The organism is Pseudomonas sp. B34(2017) (assembly GCF_002112915.1).
Classification (GTDB): Bacteria; Pseudomonadota; Gammaproteobacteria; order Pseudomonadales; family Pseudomonadaceae; genus Aquipseudomonas; species Aquipseudomonas pharyngis.
This window is the reverse complement of record NZ_NEJA01000006.1, coordinates 512,887-535,398: the sequence shown is the minus strand read 5'-3', so window position 1 is coordinate 535,398 and position 22,512 is coordinate 512,887. Positions and strand designations below refer to the sequence as shown.

At 61.8% G+C, this 22,512-nt stretch carries 14 protein-coding genes; 8 read left to right on the top strand and 6 right to left on the bottom strand.

Annotated elements, in window-relative coordinates:
* The first annotated feature begins 51 nt into the window (after positions 1-51).
* Complete coding sequence (locus CAF80_RS21665; protein WP_074687627.1) at positions 52-2,436, top strand: diguanylate cyclase; 2,385 nt, start codon at positions 52-54, stop codon at positions 2,434-2,436.
* Positions 2,437-2,581: 145 nt separating this feature from the next.
* Here CAF80_RS21665 and dacB read toward each other — a convergent pair whose 3' ends face one another.
* Positions 2,582-4,042: a D-alanyl-D-alanine carboxypeptidase/D-alanyl-D-alanine-endopeptidase gene (gene dacB, locus CAF80_RS21660; RefSeq protein ID WP_039770010.1), complete on the bottom strand. Its 1,461-nt coding sequence runs from the start codon at positions 4,040-4,042 to the stop codon at positions 2,582-2,584.
* A gap of 234 nt (positions 4,043-4,276) precedes the next feature.
* Between dacB and CAF80_RS21655 the strand changes: the two genes are divergently transcribed.
* Positions 4,277-4,621: a YggL family protein gene (locus CAF80_RS21655; protein ID WP_039770011.1), complete on the top strand. Its 345-nt coding sequence runs from the start codon at positions 4,277-4,279 to the stop codon at positions 4,619-4,621.
* Between the two features lie 60 nt (positions 4,622-4,681).
* Here CAF80_RS21655 and CAF80_RS21650 read toward each other — a convergent pair whose 3' ends face one another.
* A complete protein-coding gene (locus CAF80_RS21650) occupies positions 4,682-5,872 on the bottom strand; it encodes a benzoate/H(+) symporter BenE family transporter (protein WP_085667911.1) in 1,191 nt (396 codons plus the stop codon).
* A gap of 224 nt (positions 5,873-6,096) precedes the next feature.
* Here CAF80_RS21650 and CAF80_RS21645 point away from each other — a divergent pair, with 224 nt between their 5' ends.
* Entirely contained in the window at positions 6,097-6,861 is a 765-nt protein-coding gene (locus tag CAF80_RS21645) for a GntR family transcriptional regulator (RefSeq protein WP_007952027.1), read from the top strand.
* 107 nt (positions 6,862-6,968) lie between these two features.
* On the opposite strand, the gene guaD is transcribed toward CAF80_RS21645, so the two are convergent.
* From guaD to xdhA, 4 genes are all read right to left on the bottom strand, one after another.
* A complete protein-coding gene (gene guaD, locus CAF80_RS21640) occupies positions 6,969-8,273 on the bottom strand; it encodes a guanine deaminase (protein ID WP_039770015.1) in 1,305 nt (434 codons plus the stop codon).
* Positions 8,274-8,286: 13 nt separating this feature from the next.
* Positions 8,287-9,144 (bottom strand): xanthine dehydrogenase accessory protein XdhC, encoded by an 858-nt coding sequence (gene xdhC / locus CAF80_RS21635; RefSeq protein ID WP_085667910.1) that lies wholly within the window; start codon positions 9,142-9,144, stop codon positions 8,287-8,289.
* 141 nt (positions 9,145-9,285) lie between these two features.
* Positions 9,286-11,679, bottom strand: a complete 2,394-nt coding sequence (gene xdhB / locus CAF80_RS21630) for a xanthine dehydrogenase molybdopterin binding subunit (RefSeq protein ID WP_085667909.1) — start codon at positions 11,677-11,679, stop codon at positions 9,286-9,288.
* Positions 11,672-13,126 carry a xanthine dehydrogenase small subunit gene (gene xdhA, locus CAF80_RS21625; protein WP_085649042.1) on the bottom strand — a complete coding sequence of 485 codons (1,455 nt, stop codon included), beginning with the start codon at positions 13,124-13,126 and terminating at the stop codon, positions 11,672-11,674. Before xdhA ends, xdhB begins: the two co-directional genes overlap by 8 nt.
* A gap of 266 nt (positions 13,127-13,392) precedes the next feature.
* Between xdhA and CAF80_RS21620 the strand changes: the two genes are divergently transcribed.
* From CAF80_RS21620 to CAF80_RS21600, 5 genes are all read left to right on the top strand, one after another.
* Positions 13,393-14,052 carry a GntR family transcriptional regulator gene (locus CAF80_RS21620; RefSeq protein WP_039770022.1) on the top strand — a complete coding sequence of 220 codons (660 nt, stop codon included), beginning with the start codon at positions 13,393-13,395 and terminating at the stop codon, positions 14,050-14,052.
* A gap of 2 nt (positions 14,053-14,054) precedes the next feature.
* Positions 14,055-17,543 (top strand): chromosome segregation protein SMC, encoded by a 3,489-nt coding sequence (gene smc / locus CAF80_RS21615; RefSeq protein WP_074687632.1) that lies wholly within the window; start codon positions 14,055-14,057, stop codon positions 17,541-17,543.
* Positions 17,544-17,849: 306 nt separating this feature from the next.
* Complete coding sequence (gene zipA, locus CAF80_RS21610; protein WP_074687633.1) at positions 17,850-18,707, top strand: cell division protein ZipA; 858 nt, start codon at positions 17,850-17,852, stop codon at positions 18,705-18,707.
* Between the two features lie 87 nt (positions 18,708-18,794).
* Positions 18,795-21,152: an NAD-dependent DNA ligase LigA gene (gene ligA, locus CAF80_RS21605; RefSeq protein ID WP_085667908.1), complete on the top strand. Its 2,358-nt coding sequence runs from the start codon at positions 18,795-18,797 to the stop codon at positions 21,150-21,152.
* A 153-nt stretch (positions 21,153-21,305) separates the two neighbouring features.
* Positions 21,306-22,472 (top strand): putative zinc-binding metallopeptidase, encoded by a 1,167-nt coding sequence (locus tag CAF80_RS21600; RefSeq protein WP_085667907.1) that lies wholly within the window; start codon positions 21,306-21,308, stop codon positions 22,470-22,472.
* Positions 22,473-22,512 lie beyond the last annotated feature (40 nt).

Genomic DNA, 22,512 nt, shown 5'->3' with positions numbered 1-22,512 from the left:
ACACGGCCGATGGGGTTTTTCCCGCAGATGCTGACGTAGTGAGTGGCTTTTATGTCGTTGCACCCCGTGCGCCCGAAGATATTGGGTTTTATCAGCGAAGAAGTCTCGGCCTGGCTGGTCGCGGTGCTGGTATTGCTCGCCGGCGGGATTCTCACGGGGCTGCTCGCCTGGGGCACCCTCAATCAATTTCATAGCCAGTTGCGCCAGCGCTTTCAGCTACTGGCCAACGAGCGCTACAGCCGCATCGAAGAACGTTTTCAGGATCAGGAGCAACGCCTCGATGGCTTGCGCCGGTTCTTCGCCAACTCCGAATCGGTGTCCCGCGCCGAATTCGACGGCTACACCCAACCTTTATTACTGCGTACCCAGGCCTACTCGTTTGCCCTGCGGGTAAGCGGCGCCGAGCGTGCAGCTTTCGAACAGCGGACGCGAGATGAAGGCCTGAGCACCTTCAGCGTGCGCGAACTGAATGCTCGCGGCGAACTGCAACTGGCCTCGGCCCGCGATGAATACGTAGTGGTGTTGTACAGCCAGACCCAGAGCCGGCTTGGCGCGCCGCTGGGTTACGACTTGCTGGCCCAGCCATTGCGCCGCTCGACCCTTGAACGCGCCGACCAGCTACGCGGTCTGGCGGTGTCGCAGCCCATGCATCTGGTCGGTATCGAGCCGGCTTACGCACGCGGCGTATTGTTGGTGGCACCGCTGCTGCGCGAAGGGGAATCCAGATCATATGGCTATGTGATGGCTGTCATCAGCATGCGACAGCTGCTGGCAGACGGCTTGCCGGATGCACTTCATGACTATCTGTCGGTACGCATCCTCGATCTGTCCACCAACGATCAGCATGAAGTGTTGTTCGAGTCGACCAATGAACCGGTGCCGAGCGATCTGTCGGCTACGCGATTGGTGCGCATGGCTGATCACGACTATCAGGTGGATATCCTGCCCAGCGAAGCGTTCATGCAGGCCAACCATTCGGCAGTGGGCAGCGTGGTGGTGCTGGGCGGGTTGCTCAGTCTGCTGTTGAGTGCGCTGCTTTATGTGCTGGTCAGTCAGCGCCAGCGCGCGTTGCGCATGGTCGAGTTGCGTACTCAGGAGCTGCATGAACGCGAACAGGAACTGCGCGGCACCCACGGCCAGTTGCGCGGAGTGCTCAACGCGGCCACCCAAGTGGCAATCATCGCCACCGACCTGCGCGGTGTGATCAACACGTTCAACCCCGGCGCCGAGCAGATGCTCGGTTATCTCAGCAACGAAGTGGTCGGCCACATGACCCTGGAAAACCTGCACTTTCCCCGGGAACTGGTGGCCCGCGCGGCGGAGCTCAGCGCCCGCTATGGCAAGACCATTCCGACCTGCCAGGCGATGCTGGTGGAGGGTGGCGAAGTCGGCGGGCACGAGGCGCGCGAGTGGACGCTGGTGCGCAAGGACGGCAGCCACATTCCAGTGAACATGCTGGCCACGCCGGTGCTGGACGAGCAGGGGCTGTGGGTCGGGCACCTGGCGATCTGCATCGACATCACCGAACGCAAGCGCGTGCACGAAGCGCTGGCCGCGCGGGATGTGCTGTTGAAGAAGCTCAGCGCCCATGTTCCCGGCGGGATCTATCAATTCAAAATGGAGTTCGACGGACGCTTCAGCGTGATCTACGCCAGCGACGGTATCCGCGAAATCTACGAGCTCGAGCCGGATGTGCTGCTGCTCAACGCCGAAGCGATCTTCACCCGCATCCACCCGCAGGACGTCAGCCGCGTGCGCAAGTCGATCCGCGCTTCGGCGGACAATCTCAGCCCGTGGCGCGAGGAATACCGCGTGCAATTACCCGGGCGCGGCCTGCGCTGGGTTCGCGGCGAGGCGACCCCGGAGGAGCTGCCGGGCGGCGGCGTGCTGTGGCACGGTTACATTTCCGACATCTCCGACCTGAAACGGGTGGAAGAAGAATTGCGCGCGCTGTCGGTGACCGATTCCCTGACCGGCATTCACAACCGGCGCTATTTCCAGGAGCGCCTGACCACCGAGATGGCGCGGGTCGAGCGTGGCGGTGGCGAGTTGTCAGTGATCATGCTCGACATCGACCACTTCAAACGGATCAACGATCAGTACGGTCATGCGGTGGGCGACCGTGTGTTGCAGGCGGTCTGCGAACGCATAGGTCACCGGCTGCGGCGTACCGACGTGTTCTGCCGGTTGGGCGGCGAAGAGTTCATGGTGCTGTGCCCGGACATCGACGGCGATCACGCCCACATGCTGGCCGAGGAGTTATGGCACAGCCTGCGCAGTGCGCCGATCGACGTGGTGGGGGTGGTGACGGCCAGTTTCGGGATTGCCAGCTGGCGACCGGGGGAGGGCGCGGATGCGCTGTTGTTGCGGGCGGATTCCGGGGTGTATGCGGCGAAGCAGGGCGGACGGGATCGGGTCGAGCGGCAGATGAACTGAGCCCCTCTGCCACCTGATCGTTCCCACGCTCTGCGTGGGAATGCCTCCCCGGGGACGCTCCGCGTCCAGTGACGCAGAGCGTCACGGGCTGTATTCCCACGCGGACGGTTCGACGCCTCGACGTGGGAACAATCATTTACGGGGATTACAGAACCGAAGCAGTCTGCGGCGTCCGCGGCTGTTTATAGAGATCCAGCAGCACCTGATCCAGCACCGACGACGCGCCGAACGGGGCCTTGTCGTTGAGGATCGCCACCACCGCCCAAGTGTTGCCGTTGACGTCGCGGCTGAAGCCGGCGATTGCCCGTACGGTGTTCAGGGTGCCGGTCTTGACGTGGGCTTCGCCGCGCATCGCGGTGGTCTTCAGGCGTTTGCGCATGGTGCCGTCAGTGCCCGCGATCGGCAGTGAACTGATGTACTCGGCAGCATATGGGCTGTGCCAGGCCGCTTGCAGCATGTTGGCCATTTCCCGGGCGCTGACCCGCTCGGAACGCGACAGACCGGAACCGTTCTCCATCACCAGATGCGGCGCGGTGATGCCTTTCTTCGCCAGCCACTGACGCACCACGCGTTGCGCGGCTTTGGCGTCATCGCCGTCGGCGTCGTTGCGGAATTTCTGGCCCAGGCTCAGGAACAGTTGCTGAGCCATGGTGTTGTTACTGTACTTGTTGATGTCGCGGATGATTTCCGCCAGATCCGGCGAGAACGCGCGGGCCAGCACTTTGGCGCTGCTCGGCGTCGGGGCCAGACGATCCTTGCCCTGGATGCTTCCGCCCAGTTCCTTCCAGATCGCCCGCACGGCGCCGGCGGTGTAGGTCGCGTGGTCGAGCAGCGACAGATAAGTCTGCGAGCTGCAGCCTTCACCCAACTGGCCGGCCACGGTCACGGTCACGCTGCCATCGGCCTGCGGCACCGGGTTGTAGCGCACGCCGCCGGTGCATTGTTTGGAGTTGAGCGCTTTGACGGTGTTTTCGATGTTGATGCTGGCGATCGGCGGTTCGACCGAGATCAAGACCCGGCCATTGTCGTTGCGGGCCACGAAGCGCAGGGCCTTGAGGTTGACCAGCAGCGAATCCGGCTTGACCAGGAACGGCTTGTTCTCGTCGTTGCCGTCATCGTTGAATTCCGGCAGTTGCGGCTGCACGAAGAAGCTGCGGTCCAGTACCAGATCACCGGTGACCTGGGTTACGCCGTTGGCACGCAGGTCGCGCATCAGCAGCCAGAGTTTTTCCATGTTCAGCTTCGGATCGCCACCACCCTTGAGGTAGAGGTTGCCGTTGAGGATCCCGCCGTTCAGGTCGCCGTCGGTGTAAAACTCGGTTTTCCACTGATGGTTGGGGCCGAGCATTTCCAGCGCCGCGTAAGTGGTGACCAGCTTCATGGTCGAGGCAGGGTTGACCGACACGTCGGCGTTGTACACGGTCGGCGTGCCCGGACCGTCCAGTGGCACCATCACCAGCGACAGGGCAGTGGGCTGCAGCTTGCTGGCCTTGAGGGCTTTTTCGACGTTGGGGGTCAGGGCGGTGTTGATGGTGGCAGCGGAGACGGGCAAGGCCAGCGGCAGAAGAAGACCGGCCAGGAGCAGAGGACGCAACGATTTGATCATATGAAATAAAACCCTACAGCCGAGGGGAAAAAAGACGAGGACATGGATGAAAAGGCCCTCAGTGGTCATGAAAGTGTCGGCATTATGCCCCAAGCTGTTACAGCTTGTGCCTTTCGCAAGGGCGCCAATTCGTTATTTTTTTACAGGCGGTCGCACGCACGTTCCAGAGAGTCGGGCAATCGCCGGCTTAAACTGGTAAAGTGCCGGCCGTTATTACTTAAGAGGATTGTTCCAATGGCGACTAACCGTTCCCAGCGTCTGCGCAAAAAACTGTGCGTCGATGAATTTCAAGAGCTGGGTTTCGAACTGAACCTGGGCTTCAAAGAAGACCTGTCCGAAGAAGCCATTGACGCTTTCCTCGAAGCATTCATCAAAGAAGCCATGGAAGCCAACGGTCTGGGCTATGTCGGCGGCGACGACTTCGGTCTGGTTTGCCTGCAGAAGCGCGGCTCGGTCACCGAAGAGCAGCGCGCTGCTGTTGAAGCCTGGCTGAAAACCCGCTCCGAGCTGACCAGCACTGAAATCAGCCCGCTGCTGGACGTCTGGTATCCGGAAAAGCCGATCAACGCGGCCAAGTGATACTGAAAAAACGGCGACCCGAGGGTCGCCGTTTTTTTATGCCTGCTTTTTATTCAGGCCTCAAGCCTTGCGCCAGTTGAGGATCAGCAAGGTCAACACCCCCGCGACAATCCCCCAGAACGCCGAACCGATGGAAAACAACGTCAGCCCCGACGCCGTGACCATGAACGTGATCAGCGCCGCTTCCCGTTCCTTCACCTCGGTCATGGCGATGCTCAAGCCGTTGATGATCGAACCGAACAGCGCCAGCGCAGCAATCGACAGCACAAGTTCCTTGGGCAGCGCGGCGAACAGCGCCGCCAGCGTGGCGCCGAACACCCCGGCAATCCCGTAGAAAATCCCGCACCACACCGCTGCGGTGTAGCGTTTGTTGCGATCCTCATGGGCATGGGGCCCGGTGCAGATCGCCGCGCTGATGGCCGCCAGGTTGATGCCGTGGGAACCGAACGGCGCCAGCAGCAAGGACGCGATGCCGGTGGCGGTGATCAGCGGCGAGGCCGGGACGTTGTAGCCATCGGCGCGCAGCACGGCGATGCCGGGCATGTTCTGCGAAGTCATCGCTACGACAAACAGCGGAATGCCGATGCTGATGGTCGCGGCCAGGGAAAAGTGCGGCGTGGTCCAGACCGGTGTCGCCACTTCCAGATGAAAGCCGCTGAAGTCCAGCAAACCCATGAAGCCCGACAGCGCGGTGCCGATCAGCAGCGCGGCGAGCACCGCATAACGCGGCGACAGGCGTTTGACGATGAGATACGTGAAGAACATCCCCAGCACCAGACCGGTGCGGTGCTGTGCGGCGACGAAGATTTCACTGCCGATCTTGAACAGGATCCCCGCCAGCAGCGCGGCGGCGAGGGAGGCCGGGATCTTTTTCACCAGCCGTTCGAAGCTGCCGGTCAGGCCGCAGATCGTCACCAGCACGGCGCAGGTAATGTAGGCGCCAATCGCTTCGCCATACGTCACGCCGCCGAGGCTGGTGATCAACAGCGCCGCGCCGGGCGTTGACCACGCAATCGTGATCGGCGTGCGATAGCGCAACGACAGGCCGATCGAACACACCGCCATGCCGATGGAAATTGCCCAGATCCACGAGGAAATCTGCCCGCTGGTCAGGCCCGCCGCCTGCCCGGCCTGGAACATCAGCACCAGCGAACTGGTGTAGCCGGTCATCATCGCAATGAACCCGGCGACGATGGCGGAGGGCGATGTGTCCGCCAGCGGGCGCAGTCGGGTATAGGTAATTTCGTTCATGACAGCGGCGTTCCTTGTTCAAGCCACGGATTTCGGGTTTAAGCCTAAACTCAAACGTAACGGAGCGTTGCAATACAGCCGAAGTCGCAAACAGCCGTACAGTCGTGTTGCCACCTTCCATTGTGTACAATCGCGCTGTTTTTTACGCGATACTTGCCAGCGACCCACTGTGCCGTATTACAGTCACGGTCAATTCGCCGCCGTTCTTCCCGACTCGAGTGCCCATGAACGAACAGTTGCAACCCCTCAAGAAACAACCGCGAGCAGGCAAAGCCGGCCGCAGCGGAACCCAGGACGATATTGTCTATGCGCATATCTTCGAGGCCATCCTCGAACAGCGCCTGGCGCCCGGCACCAAGTTGAGCGAAGAAGCGCTGGGGGAAATTTTCGGGGTCAGCCGCACCATCATTCGCCGCGCGCTCTCGCGTCTGGCCCATGAAGGCGTGGTGCTGTTGCGGCCGAACCGTGGCGCAGTCGTCGCCAGCCCGAGCGTTGAAGAGGCGCGTCAGGTGTTCCTCGCCCGACGTCTGGTGGAACGCGCGATCACCGAGCTGGCGGTGCAACACGCCACCGCCGAGCAGATTGCCGAACTGCGCCAGATGGTCAACGACGAACGCGACAGCTTCTCTCGCGGCGATCGCGGCGCCGGCATCCGTCTCTCCGGCGAATTCCACCTGAAACTGGCCGAGGCAGCGAAGAACGCGCCGCTGATCAGCTTCCAGCGCAGTCTGGTTTCGCAGACGTCGCTGATCATTGCCCAGTATGAAAGCGGCAACCGCTCGCACTGTTCCTACGACGAGCACACCCAGTTGATTGACGCCATCGAAGCGCGCAACGGCGAGCTGGCGGTGGACCTGATGATGCATCACATGGATCACATCGACAGCAAGCTCAACCTCGACGAGGAAAGCGCTTCGGACGATCTGCATGCAGTGTTCTCGCACCTGTTGCAGACCAAGAAGCCGGGGCGGCCGGCGGTCAAGCTCTGAGGCGAATCGACAGGCAATAAAAATCCCCCGGACTGCAAAGTACCGGGGGATTTTTTTTGTCCGTCTGATCGTTCCCACGCAGAGCGTGGGAAAGATCGAGCAATCAGTTAGCGCTGGTGTACCAGCGCACCTGCTGCATAAGTCTGAGCCACAGTGCGGTCATCGCCCAGGGTCATCAGCACAAACAGCGTCTCGGCAATGTTGTTGGCCTGCTTCAAGCGGTAGCTCAGCAGCGGCGTAGCGTTGTAGTCCAGCACCAGGAAGTCGGCGTCGGAGCCCGGTTGCAGGTTGCCGATCCTGTCTTCCAGACGAAGTGCCCGCGCGCCGCCGAGGGTGGCGAGGTACAGCGACTTGAACGGGCTCAGGCGCGCACCTTGCAGCTGCATCACCTTGTAGGCTTCGTTCAGGGTTTGCAGCAGCGAGAAACTGGTGCCGCCGCCGACGTCAGTCCCGAGGCCGACGTTCAGTTTGTGCTTCTCGGCCATCGGCAGGTTGAACAGGCCGCTGCCGAGGAAGAAGTTCGAGGTCGGGCAGAACGCGACTGCCGAACCGGTCTGCGCCAGGCGCGCGCATTCGTCATCGCACAGGTGCACGCCATGGGCGAACACCGAACGCTCGCCGAGCAATTGATAGTGGTCGTAGACGTCCAGATAGCCCTTGCGCTCCGGGAACAGCTCCTTGACCCACTCGACTTCCTTGAGGTTTTCGCTGATGTGGGTCTGCATGTACAGATCCGGGTATTCGCTGAGCAACTGGCCGGCGAGGGTCAGCTGTTCCGGGGTGCTGGTCGGCGCGAAACGCGGGGTGACTGCATAGTGCAGACGACCCTTGCCGTGCCAGCGCTCGATCAGCGCCTTGCTGTCAACGTAGCTCGATTCCGGGGTGTCGGTCAGGTAGTCCGGCGCGTTGCGGTCCATCATCACCTTGCCGGCGATCATCCGCAGGTCCAGCTTCTCGGCCGCTTCGAAGAACGAGTTCACCGATTGCGGGTGCACGCTGCCGAACACCAGCGCGGTGGTGGTGCCGTTGCGCAACAGTTCCTTGATGAAAATATCCGCCACTTCATCGGCGTGGGCCTTGTCGGCGAACTGGCTTTCGCAAGGGAAGGTGTAGGTGTTCAGCCAGTCCAGCAGTTGCTCGCCATAGGCGCCGACCATGCCGGTCTGCGGCAGGTGGATGTGGGTGTCGATGAAGCCCGGGGTGATCAGCGCATCCTTGTGATGGGTGATCTCGATGTCCGCCGGCAGGCTCGGCAGCAGTTCGCTGGCGTGGCCAAGGGCGCTGATCTTGCCGCCATCGACCACCAGCAGGCCGTCCTCGAAATACTCGTAGGAGGCTTCGATGCCGACCTCGGCGGGGTCGGCGATGCTGTGCAGGATGGCGGCGCGGTAGGCTTTGCGAGTCAGAGGCATGAGGGTTCTCTAATCAGTTTGAGGCTTTGAGTGTGGCGGCCTGACTGCGGCGCGAAACCGGCAGCAGTTTGGCAATCGGTTCGGCGCTGGCGGTGTGCTGGCCGAAATTGGCGTTATAGGTGGCGATGATTTCGCCGGCGATGGAGATGGCGATTTCCACAGGCAACTTGCCTTTGACTTCGCCGATGCCCATCGGGCAGCGCATGCGTTGCACGACGCTGGCGTCGAAACCACGATCACGCAGGCGGTGTTCGAACTTGGCCCGTTTGGTCTTCGAGCCGATCAGGCCGAACCAGGTGAAGTCGTTGCGCTTGAGGATCGCGGCGGTGAGTTCCAGATCCAGTTGATGGTTGTGGGTCATGACGATGCAGTAGCTGCCGGCGGGCAGATCATCGATTTCATCCACAGGCTCCTCGGCGACGATTTTGCGCACGCCGTGGGGAATCTGCTCGGGAAATTCCTCTTCCCGGGAATCGATCCAGCGCACCCGGCAGGGCAGGCTGGCGATCAGCGGCACCAGCGCGCGGCCGACATGACCGGCGCCGAACACGGCGATCTGTGCCTGCACCTGGCCCATCGGTTCGAACAACAGCACCGTGGCGCCGCCGCAGCACTGGCCAAGGCTGGCGCCGAGGCTGAAGCGCTCAAGATGGGTGTCCTGCCTGCCGCTGGCGAGCATCTCGCGGGCGATCTGCATGGCTTTGTATTCCAGGTGCCCGCCACCGATAGTATCGAAAGTCTGGCGGGCGCTGACGACCATCTTCGAGCCGGCATTGCGCGGCGTCGAGCCGAGTTCTTCGATGATCGTCACCAGAACGCAGGGTTCGCCCTGGTTCTGCAGGTCGGCGAGGGCGTCGATCCAGTTGTACATATCTCACCTCTCAGATCGTTCCCACGTCGAGGCGTCGAACCGTCGCGTGGGAATGCATCACTGGACGCTCCGCGTCCGCTGTTCAGGATGCGACGCAGAGCGTCGCGGGCTGCATTCCCACGCAGAGCGTGGGAACGATCATCAAACAACCTCGGTTTCAGCTTCGACGGCTTTCACCGCCTTGAGCTGGCGCATCTGCTCGCAGCCCCACAACACCCGCTCCGGGGTCGCCGGCGCGTCGATCTTCGGCTGATGTTTGTAATCGCCAAGGCTGGCCACCGCATCCTTGATCGCACACCACGCGGCGATGCCGAGCATGAACGGCGGTTCACCCACAGCCTTGGAGTGGAACACCGTGTCTTCCGGGTTCTTGCGGTTTTCCACCAGCTTCACCCGCAGGTCCAGCGGCATGTCCGCCACGGCCGGGATCTTGTAACTGGCCGGGCCGTTGGTCATCAGCTTGCCCTTGTTGTTCCACACCAGTTCTTCCATGGTCAGCCAGCCCATGCCCTGAACGAAACCACCCTCGACCTGGCCGATGTCGATGGCCGGGTTCAGCGAGGCGCCGACGTCGTGGAGGATGTCGGTACGGAGCATCTTGTACTCGCCGGTCAGGGTGTCGACGATCACTTCGCAGCACGCCGCGCCGAAGGCGAAGTAGTAGAACGGCCGGCCACGGGCCTGGCTGCGGTCGTAGTAGATTTTCGGGGTCTTGTAGAACCCGGTGCTCGACAGCGACACCTGATTGAAATACGCCAGCTGGATCAGCGCTTCGAAGGTCAGGATGTGGTCACGCACCCGTACGTGGCCGTTGTGGAATTCCACGTCTTCTTCGCTGACCTTGTAGTGCCGCGCGGCGAATTCGACCAGACGCCGCTTGATTGTCTCGGCAGCGTTCTGCGCCGCTTTGCCGTTCAGGTCGGCGCCACTGGAGGCCGCGGTCGGCGAGGTGTTCGGCACTTTGTCGGTGTTGGTCGCGGTAATCTGCACGCGGTCCATTTCCACCTGGAACACTTCGGCCACGACTTGCGCGACTTTGGTGTTCAGACCCTGGCCCATTTCCGTGCCGCCGTGGTTCAGGTGGATGCTGCCGTCGGTGTAGACGTGCACCAGCGCACCGGCCTGATTGAGGAAGCTGGCAGTGAAGGAAATGCCGAACTTCACCGGGGTCAGCGCCAGGCCTTTTTTCAGGATCGGGCTGTTGGCGTTGTAGCGACGGATCGCTTCGCGGCGCTCGGCGTACTGGCTGCTTTCTTCCAGTTCGGCGGTCATCTCTTCGAGCATGTTGTGCTCGACGGTCTGGTAGTAGTGAGTGACGTTGCGCTCGGTCTTGCCGTAGTAGTTGGCCTTGCGCACGGCCAGCGGATCGAGGTTCAGATGACGGGCGATGGCGTCCATCACTTCCTCGATCGCGACCATCCCTTGCGGGCCGCCGAAACCACGGTACGCGGTGTTCGACGCGGTGTTGGTCTTGCAGCGGTGACCGTTGATGGTCGCATCGCCCAGGTAATACGAGTTGTCCGAGTGGAACATCGCCCGGTCAACGATCGAGGCCGACAGGTCAGGCGAGCAGCCGCAGTTACCGGCCAGATCCATCGCTATGCCGTGCAGGCGCCCGGTGCTGTCGAAGCCGACGTCGTACTCGACGTAGAACGGGTGACGCTTGCCGGTCATCAGCATGTCTTCGACCCGTGGCAGGCGCATCTTGGTCGGCTGGCCAGTGAGGTGCGCGATCACTGCGCACAGGCAGGCCGGGCTCGCGGCCTGGGTTTCCTTGCCGCCGAAACCACCGCCCATGCGACGCATGTCGACCACGATCTTGTTCATGGACACGTCGAGGACTTCAGCCACCAGCTTCTGCACTTCGGTGGGGTTCTGGGTCGAGCAGTAGACGATCATGCCGCCGTCTTCGGTCGGCATCACCGAGGAGATCTGGGTCTCCAGATAGAAGTGTTCCTGACCGCCGATGTGCAGCGTGCCTTGAATCCGGTGTTCAGCCGTGGCCAACGCATTGACTGAATCGCCGCGTTGATGGGTATGGCTGTCGAGCACGAAGTGGCGTTTGCGCAGGGCTTCGACCACGTCCAGCACCGGCTCCAGATCTTCGTATTCGATGATTGCGGCCATGGCGGCCTTGCGTGCGGTTTCCAGATCCTTGGCGGCCACGGCCAGCACCGGCTGACCGACGAACTGCACGTCATCGATGGCCAGCAGCGGATCACCCGGCAGCAGCGGGCCGATGTCTTTCAGGCCCGGCACGTCTTCATGGGTGATGGCGATGCGCACGCCTTCAAAGGCGTAGCAGGGCTGGGTGTCGATGCTGATGATTTTCGCGTGGGCGCGATCCGACAGCCGCGCGTAAACGTGTAATTGATTGGGGAATTCCAGGCGGTCATCGATGTACTGCGCTTCACCGGACACATGTTTGGCGGCGCTGTCGTGCTTGACGCTGCGGCCGACGCCGGTGGTCAGGTCTTTGGCGAACAGTTCAGCCAGTTCAGCTTGCGTTTTCTCTACGCCGTGATGGTTAGACATAAGCGGTCACCCGAGTCTCGATGTGCGGTGTTTGCAGTTCGATGAAGTATTTGCGCAGCAGGTTCTGCGCGCTGAGCAGGCGATATTCCTTGCTGGCGCGGAAGTCCGAGAGCGGGGTGAAATCCTCGCCCAGCGCGGTGCAGGCGCGTTCGACCACTGCGTTGTTGAACGGCTGGCCGAGCAGCACGGCTTCACAGTGAGCGGCGCGTTTCGGGATCGCGGCCATGCCGCCGAAGGCGACGCGGGCGTCGGTGATCACGCCGTTCTCGACCCGCAGATTGAAGGCGGCGCAGACGGCAGAAATGTCATCGTCCAGACGCTTGGAGACTTTGTAAGCGCGGAAGCGCTGCTCGGCCGTGGCACGTGGGACGATGATTTTCTCGATGAATTCGCTTTCCTGCCGCGCGGTGACCCGGTAATCGATGAAGTAATCCTCGAGGGCAAGCGTGCGGCGGGTCTCGCCCTTGCACAGCACGATCTGCGCGCCGAGGGCGATCAGCAGGGGCGGCGAGTCACCGATCGGCGAGGCGTTGCCGATGTTGCCGCCCAAAGTGCCCTGGTTGCGGATCTGCAGGGAGGCGAAGCGGTGCAGCAGCTCGCCGAAGTCCGGGTACTCGGCGTTCAACGCTTCGTAGCAGTCGGAGAGGGCGGTGGCGGCGCCGATTTCGATGCGATCCTCGAAGTGCTCGATGCGTTTCATTTCGGCGACGTTGCCGACGTAGATCATCACCGGCAACGTGCGGTGGAACTGAGTGACTTCCAGCGCCAGATCGGTGCCGCCAGCCAGCAGGCGGGCCTGTGGATAAGCGTCGTAGAGATCGGCCAGATCGGCCACGGTCAGCGGCACCAGGCAGCGTTTGTCGCCGCTGTTGAGTTCGCCGATCGACGTCGGGGCAATGGCTTTGAGGCGGGCGATGGTTTCCGCTTCACGGGCGTCGAACTGATCCGGTTGCTTGGCGCAGCAGGATTGCTCGGCAGCGGCCAGGATCGGCCGGTAGCCGGTGCAACGGCAGAGATTGCCGGCCAGCGCTTCGTGGGCCTTGGCCTGATCCGGTGCATCGCTGTTCTTTTGCAGGGCGAACAGCGACATCACGAAACCGGGGGTGCAGAAACCGCACTGCGAACCGTGGCACTCGACCATGGCTTTCTGCACGCTGTGCAGTTCGCCCTTGTGCTTGAGGTCTTCGACGCTGATCAATTGTTTGCCGTGCAGCGACGACACGAATGTCAGGCACGAGTTGAGGCTGCGATAGCGAATGTGTTCGCGGCCATCGTCATCCGTCTGCAACTCGCCGACCACCACCGTACAGGCGCCGCAGTCACCGCTGGCGCAGCCTTCTTTGGTGCCGGATTTACCCACGTGTTCGCGCAGGTAGTTGAGCACAGTCAGGTTCGGGTCCAGGGCGTGCTCGCTACGGAGTTCCTGGTTAAGTAAAAACTGGATCACGGAAGGCCTCGCAGACTCATTATTGTTGTTGAGCGACTTGAGCCGAATTTAGCAGGTCTGACTTTTCGGTCAATGGTTTTCTGACTTAAAGGTCAGGAAAAACCGTTTTGTCGCTCAACCACGTGTCTCTTCAGTATTGACCCTCATTGGATCAAGCGCTTTTTTGCGGGATTCGTGCCAAAAACCGCTGTGCGGGCACTCCGCCATGACCGCGCATTGCGCTACACTGCGCCGCTTGTGCAGATCGAAGAGTTTGAAGGACAACCATGACGTTCAAGGCGCCGGACAGCCTCGCCGAGCAAATCGCTCACCACCTCGCCGAACGGATCATTCGCGGCGAAATGAAGCCGGGAGAGCGCATCCAGGAACAGAAGGTCACGCTGGCGCTGAACGTCAGCCGCGGTTCGGTCCGCGAAGCCTTGCTGATCCTTGAGCGCCGTCACCTGATCGCCATCCTGCCGCGCCGCGGTGCGCACGTCACTGAGCTGACGGCGCACAAGGTGCAGAGCCTGTGCACGCTGATGAGCGAGCTGTACATCCTGCTCGGCAACGCTGTGGCCAATGGCTGGCAGACCCAGGCCGACATGGCGCCGTTCGTGCAGATCCAGCAGCGCCTGACCGCCAGCTACGAGCGTCAGGACATCCGCACCTTCGTCGACGACAGCTTCAACGTCATGCGCGCCGCGTATCCCTTCGCCAACAACCCGTACCTGCAGGAAACCGTCGAGAACCTGCAACCGGCCATGAGCCGTGCGTACTTCCTCGCGCTGGAGCAGCGCAAGGCCGAGATGAGCGAGTTCCTCGACCTGTTCGAACGCCTGCTCGCCGCCGTCCTCGCCCGTGACCTGCCGCAGATTCGCATCGTGCTGACGGCTTACGCCCAGCGCAGCTGCGATCTGGTGGTGTCCGCCCTGACGGTTGCCTGACCTTGCGGCTCAAGTGCATCAAGCTGGCGGGGTTCAAATCCTTCGTCGACCCGACCACGGTGAACTTCCCCAGCAACATGGCGGCAGTCGTCGGGCCGAACGGTTGCGGCAAGTCGAACATCATCGACGCCGTGCGCTGGGTGATGGGCGAAAGCTCGGCGAAAAACCTGCGCGGCGAGTCGATGACCGACGTCATCTTCAATGGCTCGACCAGCCGCAAACCGGTGAGCCAGGCGAGCATCGAGCTGGTGTTCGACAACTCCGACGGCACGCTGCTGGGCGAGTGGGCGGCCTACGCGGAAATTTCGATCCGCCGCAAAGTGACCCGCGACAGCCAGACGACTTATTACCTCAACGGCGCCAAATGCCGTCGTCGCGACATCACCGACATTTTCCTCGGCACCGGCCTCGGCCCGCGCAGTTACTCGATCATCGAGCAGGGGATGATCTCCAAGCTGATCGAGTCCAAACCGGAAGACCTGCGTAACTTCATCGAAGAAGCCGCCGGCATCTCCAAGTACAAGGAGCGCCGGCGCGAGACCGAAAACCGCATCCGCCGCACCCACGAAAACCTTGCCCGTCTGACCGACCTGCGCGAAGAACTCGAGCGCCAGCTCGAACGCCTGCACCGTCAGGCCGAGGCCGCCAAGAAGTATCAGGAATACAAGGCCGAAGAACGCCAGCTCAAGGCGCAATTGTCGGCCCTGCGCTGGCAGGATCTGAACGATCAGGTCAGCCAGCGTGAATCGATCATCGGCAACCAGGAAATCAGCTTCGAAGCGCTGGTTGCCGAACAGCGCAACGCCGACGCGGCCATTGAACGCCTGCGCGACGGTCACCATGACCTGTCCGAGCGCTTCAATCTGGTGCAGGGACGCTTCTATTCGGTCGGCGGCGACATCGCCCGGGTCGAGCAGAGCATCCAGCATGGTCAGCAACGCTTGCGCCAGTTGCAGGACGATCTGAAAGAAGCCGAGCGCGCACGCCTCGAAACCGAATCGCACCTGGGCCACGACCGCACCTTGCTGCTGACCCTCGGCGAAGAACTCGATCAACTGACTCCCGAGCAGGAAATCACCAACGCCGCCGCCGAAGAAGCCGCCGCTGCGCTGGAAGATTCCGAAGCCGTGATGCACGGCTGGCAGGAGCAGTGGGACGCCTTCAACCTGACCGCCGCTGAACCCCGTCGCCAGGCCGAAGTGCAGCAGTCGCGCATCCAGCAGCTGGAATCCAGCATGGAGCGTTTGGCCGATCGGCAAAAGCGCCTGGGCGAAGAGCGGGCGCTGCTGTCGGCCGATCCGGAAGATGCGGCGATCATGGAGCTCAGCGAGCAGCTCGCCGAGTCCGAAGCCACCCTTGAAGATTTGCAGACCAGCGAAGAAGCCCAGGTCGAAAAACTTGAGCAACTGCGTCAGGAATTGCAGCAGGCGCTGACCGCGCAGCAGCAGGCGCAAGGCGATTTGCAGCGCCTCAATGGCCGCCTCGCATCGCTGGAAGCCTTGCAGCAGGCCGCGCTCGATCCGGGCACCGGCACTGCCGAATGGCTGAAGGAACACAACCTCGCCGAGCGCCCGCGTCTGGCCGAAGGCCTGAAGGTCGAGGCCGGTTGGGAGCTGGCGGTGGAAACCGTGCTCGGCGCCGACCTGCAAGCGGTGCTGGTGGATGATTTCGACGGCTTGGATCTGTCCGGTTTTGCCCAAGGCGATCTGCGATTGCTCAGCCCCGGCAATGACGGTGTGCGCGTGGCCGGCAGTCTGCTGGACAAGGTCGAGGCGCAGGTCGATCTGTCGCCGTGGCTCGGGCAGGTCAAACCGGTCGACAGCCTTGAACAGGCGCTGGCCCTGCGCGGCCAACTGGCTGCCGGGCAGAGCCTGATCAGCCGCGACGGGTACTGGATCGGCCGGCATTTCCTGCGGGTGCGCCGCGCCAGCGAAGCCGAAAGCGGCATGCTCGCACGCGGCCAGGAAATCGAATCGCTGCATGCGGAACGCGAAGAGCGCGAAGCCACGGTCGAGGCCATGGAAACCCGTCTGCAAACCCTGCGCGCGCAACAGCGTCAGCAGGAAAACGGTCGCGAACATTTGCGTCGTTTGCTGCAAGACGAAGCCCGTCAGCAAGGCGAGTTGAAAGCTCAACTGTCCGCCGGCAAGGCCAAGGCCGAGCAGTTGAACCTGCGTCGCACCCGCCTCGACGAAGAGCTGGTCGAGCTCGCCGAGCAGCGCGAGCTGGAACACGAAAACATCGGCGAAGCGCGGATCCTGTTGCAGGAGGCCCTCGACGCCATGGCCCTCGATACCGAGCAGCGCGAATTGCTGCTGGCTCAACGTGACAGCCTGCGCGAGCGGCTGGATCGGGTGCGCCAGGAAGCCCGTCAGCACAAGGACCACGCCCATCAATTGGCCGTGCGCCTCGGCTCGCTGCGGGCCCAGCATGATTCGACTCGCCAGGCCCTTGAGCGTCTGGAAATGCAGGCCGAGCGCCTCACTGAAAAACGTGAACAGCTCAGCCTGAATCTGGAGGAGGGCGAGGCGCCGCTGGAAGAATTGCGCCTCAAACTCGAAGAATTGCTCGACAAGCGCATGAGCGTCGACGACGAACTCAAGACTGCGCAGATTGCTTTGGAAGACGCCGATCGCGAACTGCGCGATGCAGAAAAACGCCGGACCCAGGCCGAGCAGCAATCGCAATTGATCCGTGGCCAGCTCGAACAGCAACGCATGGAATGGCAAGCCCTGACCGTGCGCCGCAAGGCCCTGCAGGATCAATTGCTGGAAGACGGCTACGATCTGCACGGCGTGCTCAACACCTTGACTGCCGAGGCCAGCGAGAAGGCTGCCGAAGAAGAACTTGAACGCATCGCCGCGCGGATTCAGCGCCTGGGCGCGATCAACCTCGCGGCGATCGACGAATACCAGCAACAATCCGAGCGTAAACGTTATCTGGATGCCCAGGACGCCGATCTGGTCGAAGCCCTGGAGACCCTGGAAAACGTCATCCGCAAGATCGACAAGGAAACCCGTAACCGTTTCAAAGATACCTTTGATCAGATCAATGGTGGTTTACAGGCGCTTTTCCCAAAAGTTTTCGGTGGCGGGCGGGCGTATTTGGAACTGACGGGCGAAGATCTACTCGATACAGGGGTGACGATCATGGCGCAACCGCCCGGGAAGAAGAACAGCACCATCCATTTGCTCTCCGGCGGCGAGAAAGCCCTGACCGCGCTGGCACTGGTTTTTGCGATCTTCAAGTTGAATCCGGCGCCGTTCTGCATGCTCGATGAAGTTGACGCACCACTGGATGACGCTAACGTTGGACGCTACGCACGATTGGTCAAAGAGATGTCGCAGACCGTGCAGTTCATCTATATCACCCACAACAAGATCGCCATGGAAATGGCTGACCAGTTGATGGGTGTGACGATGCACGAGCCGGGTTGTTCGCGACTGGTAGCCGTGGATGTCGAGGAGGCGATGGCGATGGTGGACGCCTAGCGGCGCAGCTTCGAGCGATAAGCTGCGAGCTGTAAGAGAAGAGCTTGTAGCTCGCAACTTGCAGCTGAGCTGCGCAAAGCTGACGACAGGTGGGCTATTTGAATGAAAGTGGCAATTCGACACAATTTGCGCGGCGATTTCGACAGACGGTGTAAAGTTGTCTTTGGTCGTGCTAGTTTAATGTCAATTTTTCGTATACGTGGGCAAAACGCCTGTCAGAACATAGAGTTGGCGCCACGTTTTAAAGCGGTTTGCACAGTGTAAACCCCTTATTTTTCAGCATTTTTTATAGAGGCACGGGATTACATGGAAATCGGTCTGCGCGAGTGGCTGATCGTCATCGGCATCATTGTGATAGCCGGTATTCTTTTCGATGGCTGGCGCCGTATGCGCGGCGGCAAGGGAAAACTGAAATTCCGTCTTGACCGAAGTCTGTCCAACCTGCCCGACGAGGACACCAGCGCCGAGCTGTTGGGCCCGGCCCGCGTGCTGGATACCCATAAAGAGCCGCAACTGGACGAGCACGATCTGCCATCGGTGAGCATGCCGGCTCGCGAGCCTCGCGAATCCGGTTCCAAGCGCGGCAAGCGTGGCAGCAGCGGTCCGGCCCAGGGCGACCTGAATCTCGATCTGGACCTGGACGGCGGCCCGAGCATCAGCAGCCGCGACGATGATTTTGTCGAACCTGCCGCCAAGTCTTCGCCGGCAGTGGCCGACAAGGATCAGCCGCAGGCAGAAGAAGTGCTGGTGATCAGCGTGATCTGCCGCGACCCGGCCGGCTTCAAGGGCCCGGCACTGCTGCAGAACATTCTGGAAAGCGGTCTGCGTTTCGGCGAGATGGATATTTTCCACCGTCACGAAAGCATGGCCGGCAACGGTGAAGTGCTGTTCTCCATGGCCAACGCGGTCAAGCCGGGCATCTTCGATCTGGACGACATCGACCATTTCAGCACCCCGGCGGTGAGCTTCTTTCTCGGCCTGCCAGGCCCGCGTCATCCGAAGCAGGCCTTCGACGTGATGGTCGCGGCAGCCCGCAAGCTGTCCCAGGAACTGAACGGCGAATTGAAAGATGACCAGCGCAGCGTCCTGACCGCGCAGACCATCGAGCACTACCGTCAGCGCATCGTTGAATTCGAACGTCGCGCCCTGACCCAGAAGCGTTGATTGAAAAGGTTGCCTCGCGATAAAGAGGCAATCGGCAAAATAGATTGAGCAGCCTCGGCTGCTCTTTTGCTTTATGAGAGAACATCCATGACTGCCGCCAAAGACCGCATTCTAGAGCTGCGCGCTGAACTCGATCAGCACAACTACCGTTACCACGTCCTCGATGAGCCGAGCATTCCGGATGCCGAGTACGACCGGTTGTTCCACGAGCTCAAGGCGCTGGAAGCGGCCAACCCGGAACTGATCACCAGCGACTCGCCGACCCAGCGCGTTGGCAGCGTCGCGCTGACCGCGTTCACCCAGGTGCGTCACGAAGTGCCGATGCTCAGCCTCGGCAACGCCTTCGAGGAAACCGACATGCGCGAGTTCGACCGTCGGGTGACCGAAGGTCTGGACCTGCCGGCCGGTGACCTGTTCGGCGGTGGCGCGGCGGTGGAATACAGCTGCGAGCCGAAACTCGATGGCCTGGCGGTCAGCCTGCTGTATCAGGACGGCGTGCTGGTGCGCGGCGCCACGCGCGGCGACGGCACCACTGGCGAAGACATCAGCGTCAACGTGCGCACGGTGCGCAACATTCCGCTGAAGCTGCACGGCACGGGCTGGCCCGCGACCCTGGAAGTGCGCGGCGAAGTGTTCATGTCCAAGGCCGGTTTCGAACGCCTCAACGCCTCGCAACTGGAGGTCGGCGGCAAGACTTTCGCCAACCCGCGCAACGCCGCCGCCGGCAGCCTGCGTCAGCTGGATTCGAAGATCACCGCCAACCGCCCGCTGGAATTCTGCTGCTACGGCATCGGTCAGGTCTCTCACGACATCGCCGACACTCACATCGGCAACCTCAAACAGCTGCAAGCCTGGGGCATGCCGATCAGCCACGAATTGAAGCTGGCCAAGGGCATTGGCGAATGCCTGGATTACTACCGCGATATCGGCGAACGCCGTAATTCGCTGGCCTATGAAATCGACGGTGTGGTGTTCAAGGTCAACAGCATTGCCGATCAGCGCGAACTGGGTTTCCGCGCCCGTGAACCGCGCTGGGCCATCGCCCACAAATTCCCGGCCATGGAAGAACTCACCGAACTGCTCGACGTGGAATTCCAGGTCGGCCGCACCGGTGCCGTCACACCCGTGGCGCGCTTGAAGCCGGTCAAGGTGGCCGGCGTTACCGTGGCCAATGCCACGCTGCATAACATGGACGAAGTCGCCCGGTTGGGCCTGATGATCGGCGACACGGTGATCATTCGCCGCGCCGGTGACGTGATCCCGCAAGTGGTGCAGGTTGTCACCGAGCGTCGTCCCGAAGACGCGCGGCCGGTGCAGATTCCCGAGAGTTGCCCGGTTTGTGGTTCCCATGTCGAACGCACGCAACTGGTCAAACGCAGCAAGGGCAAGGAAACCATCAGCGAAGGCGCGGTGTATCGCTGCGTCGGCCGACTGGCCTGTGGTGCACAGCTCAAGCAGGCGATCATTCACTTCGTCTCCCGTCGCGCGATGGACATCGAAGGTCTTGGCGACAAGAGCGTCGAGCAGTTGGTGGACGAAGGTCTGGTCAGTTCGCCGGCCGATCTTTACGCCCTTAAGTTCGATGACATCGTCGACCTCGAAGGCTTTGCCGAAGTGTCGAGCAACAAGTTGCTGACCGCTATCGAAGACAGCAAGAAGCCGGGGCTGGCGCGCTTCATTTATGCGCTGGGCATTCCGGATGTCGGCGAGGAGACGGCCAAGGTGCTGGCGCGTTCGCTGGGGTCGCTGGAGCGCGTCCAGCAAGCCTTGCCGCAGGTGCTGACGTACCTGCCGGACATCGGTCTGGAAGTGGCGCACGAGATCCACAGCTTTTTTGAAGATGCGCACAACCAGCAGGTGATCGCCGAGTTGCTGGGCCACGGTCTGGAAATTCAGGATCAGGGCGAACTGGGCGCCGAGTTTGCCGCGAGCACCACGCTGGGCGGCTTCCTCGACAAGCTGCACATTCCTTCGGTGGGGCCGGGCGGGGCGCAGAAGCTGGCTGACAAGTTCGAAACGCTGGAAGGGGTGATGAACGCGGACTGGCTGGACATGCGCCAGGCACTGCCGGAGAAGCAGGCCAACTCGGTTCGCGAGTTTTTTGCCTTGCCCGAGCATCGTCAACTGGCTGAAGCGGCCGAAAAGCAACTGCGCGATTTCGGCATGCACTGGCAGAGCGAAAAGAAAGTCGTCGAAGGCTTGCCGCTGGCTGGCGAAACCTGGGTGCTGACTGGCAAGGTCGAGCTGATGAGCCGCGATGTCGCCAAAGAACACCTGGAAAGCCTCGGCGCCAAGGTCGCCGGTTCCGTGTCAGCCAAGACTCACTGCGTGGTCGCTGGGCCGGGCGCCGGGTCGAAACTGACCAAGGCCAACGAGCTGGGTGTGAAGGTGATGGACGAAGAGGCCTTTATCGCGTTCCTGAAAGGGCACGGTATCAGCGCCTGATGATCGTTCCCACGCTCCGCGTGGGAATGCCGCCCCGGACGCTCCGCGTCCGCTGTGACGCAGAGCGTCACGGTATGCATTCCCACGCAGAGCGTGGGAACGATCTTTGGGCGGGAATGATCTAGTCTTGGCAAGCCCAAGGGAGAGATCGCCATGTACCGCTTTTTCGAGCAGCTCAGTTCCCGCATCGTCGCGCCGTTGATGGGCGAATCCTCGCGCAACAGCAAAGTCTGGCCGTGCCGTTGCGGCCAGTCGCTGTTCTTTCGCAACAGCCAGTGCCTGGCCTGCAACGCGGCGCTGGGTTATCAACCGGAACACAGCCGGCTGACCTCGCTGCAACCGGGGCCGCAAGAGGGCACCTGGACGCTGGACGTCGATCCCGACGCCGGGCTGTTCCGGCGCTGCGCCAACCTCGACACCCCGGCCGCCTGCAACTGGCTGCTGCCCGCCAACGATCACGACAGTCTGTGTGCGGCCTGCGCTCTGAATCGCACCATTCCCGATCTGTCCGTCCCGGAAAACCCCGAACGCTGGCGCAAGGTGGAAATCGCCAAGCGGCGACTGGTCGCGCAACTGATCAGCCTTGGACTGCCGGTCATCCCGAAAACGCTCGACGAAGCCACCGGCCTGGCCTTCGATTTCATCGGCGTCGATCTGCAAGGCAACGCGCCGATGACCGGCCACGCCAACGGCCTGATCACCCTCGACATCGCAGAAGCCGACGACGCCCACCGCGAGCGCGTCCGGGCGCAGATGCACGAACCTTATCGCACGCTGCTCGGGCACTTTCGCCATGAGGTCGGGCATTACTACTGGGATCGCCTGATCGACAACGGCCCGTGGCTCGGTTCCTTCCGCAACCTGTTCGGCGACGAACGCGCCAGTTATGCCGAGGCGCTGGAGCGGCATTATCAACAGGGCGCGCCGGCGGACTGGTCGCAGCATTACGTCAGCGCCTACGCCACCATGCACCCGTGGGAAGACTGGGCGGAAACCTGGGCGCATTACCTGCACATGATGGACGCGGTGGACACGGCGCTGGGTTTCGGCATGAGCGCCCGGGAGATGGACCTCGACTACCAGCCATTTCCGTCGAGCACGCTGTACGACCCCGAACATCCCGGCGGCGCGGCGTTCCTGTCGTTCGTCAACGCGTGGATCGAACTGGCCGGCATGCTCAACGAACTGTCACGCAGCATGGGTCAGCCGGATTTCTATCCCTTCGTCCTGCCGCCGGCGGCAATCGCCAAGCTGCACTTCATTCATCTGGTGATCCAGCAAGAGGGCGGCCGGGCGGACGAGGTGCTTCAGGCGCAATAGCAAGTGCTTGAAGCCCTTCATATTTTTAATCTGCAACGAG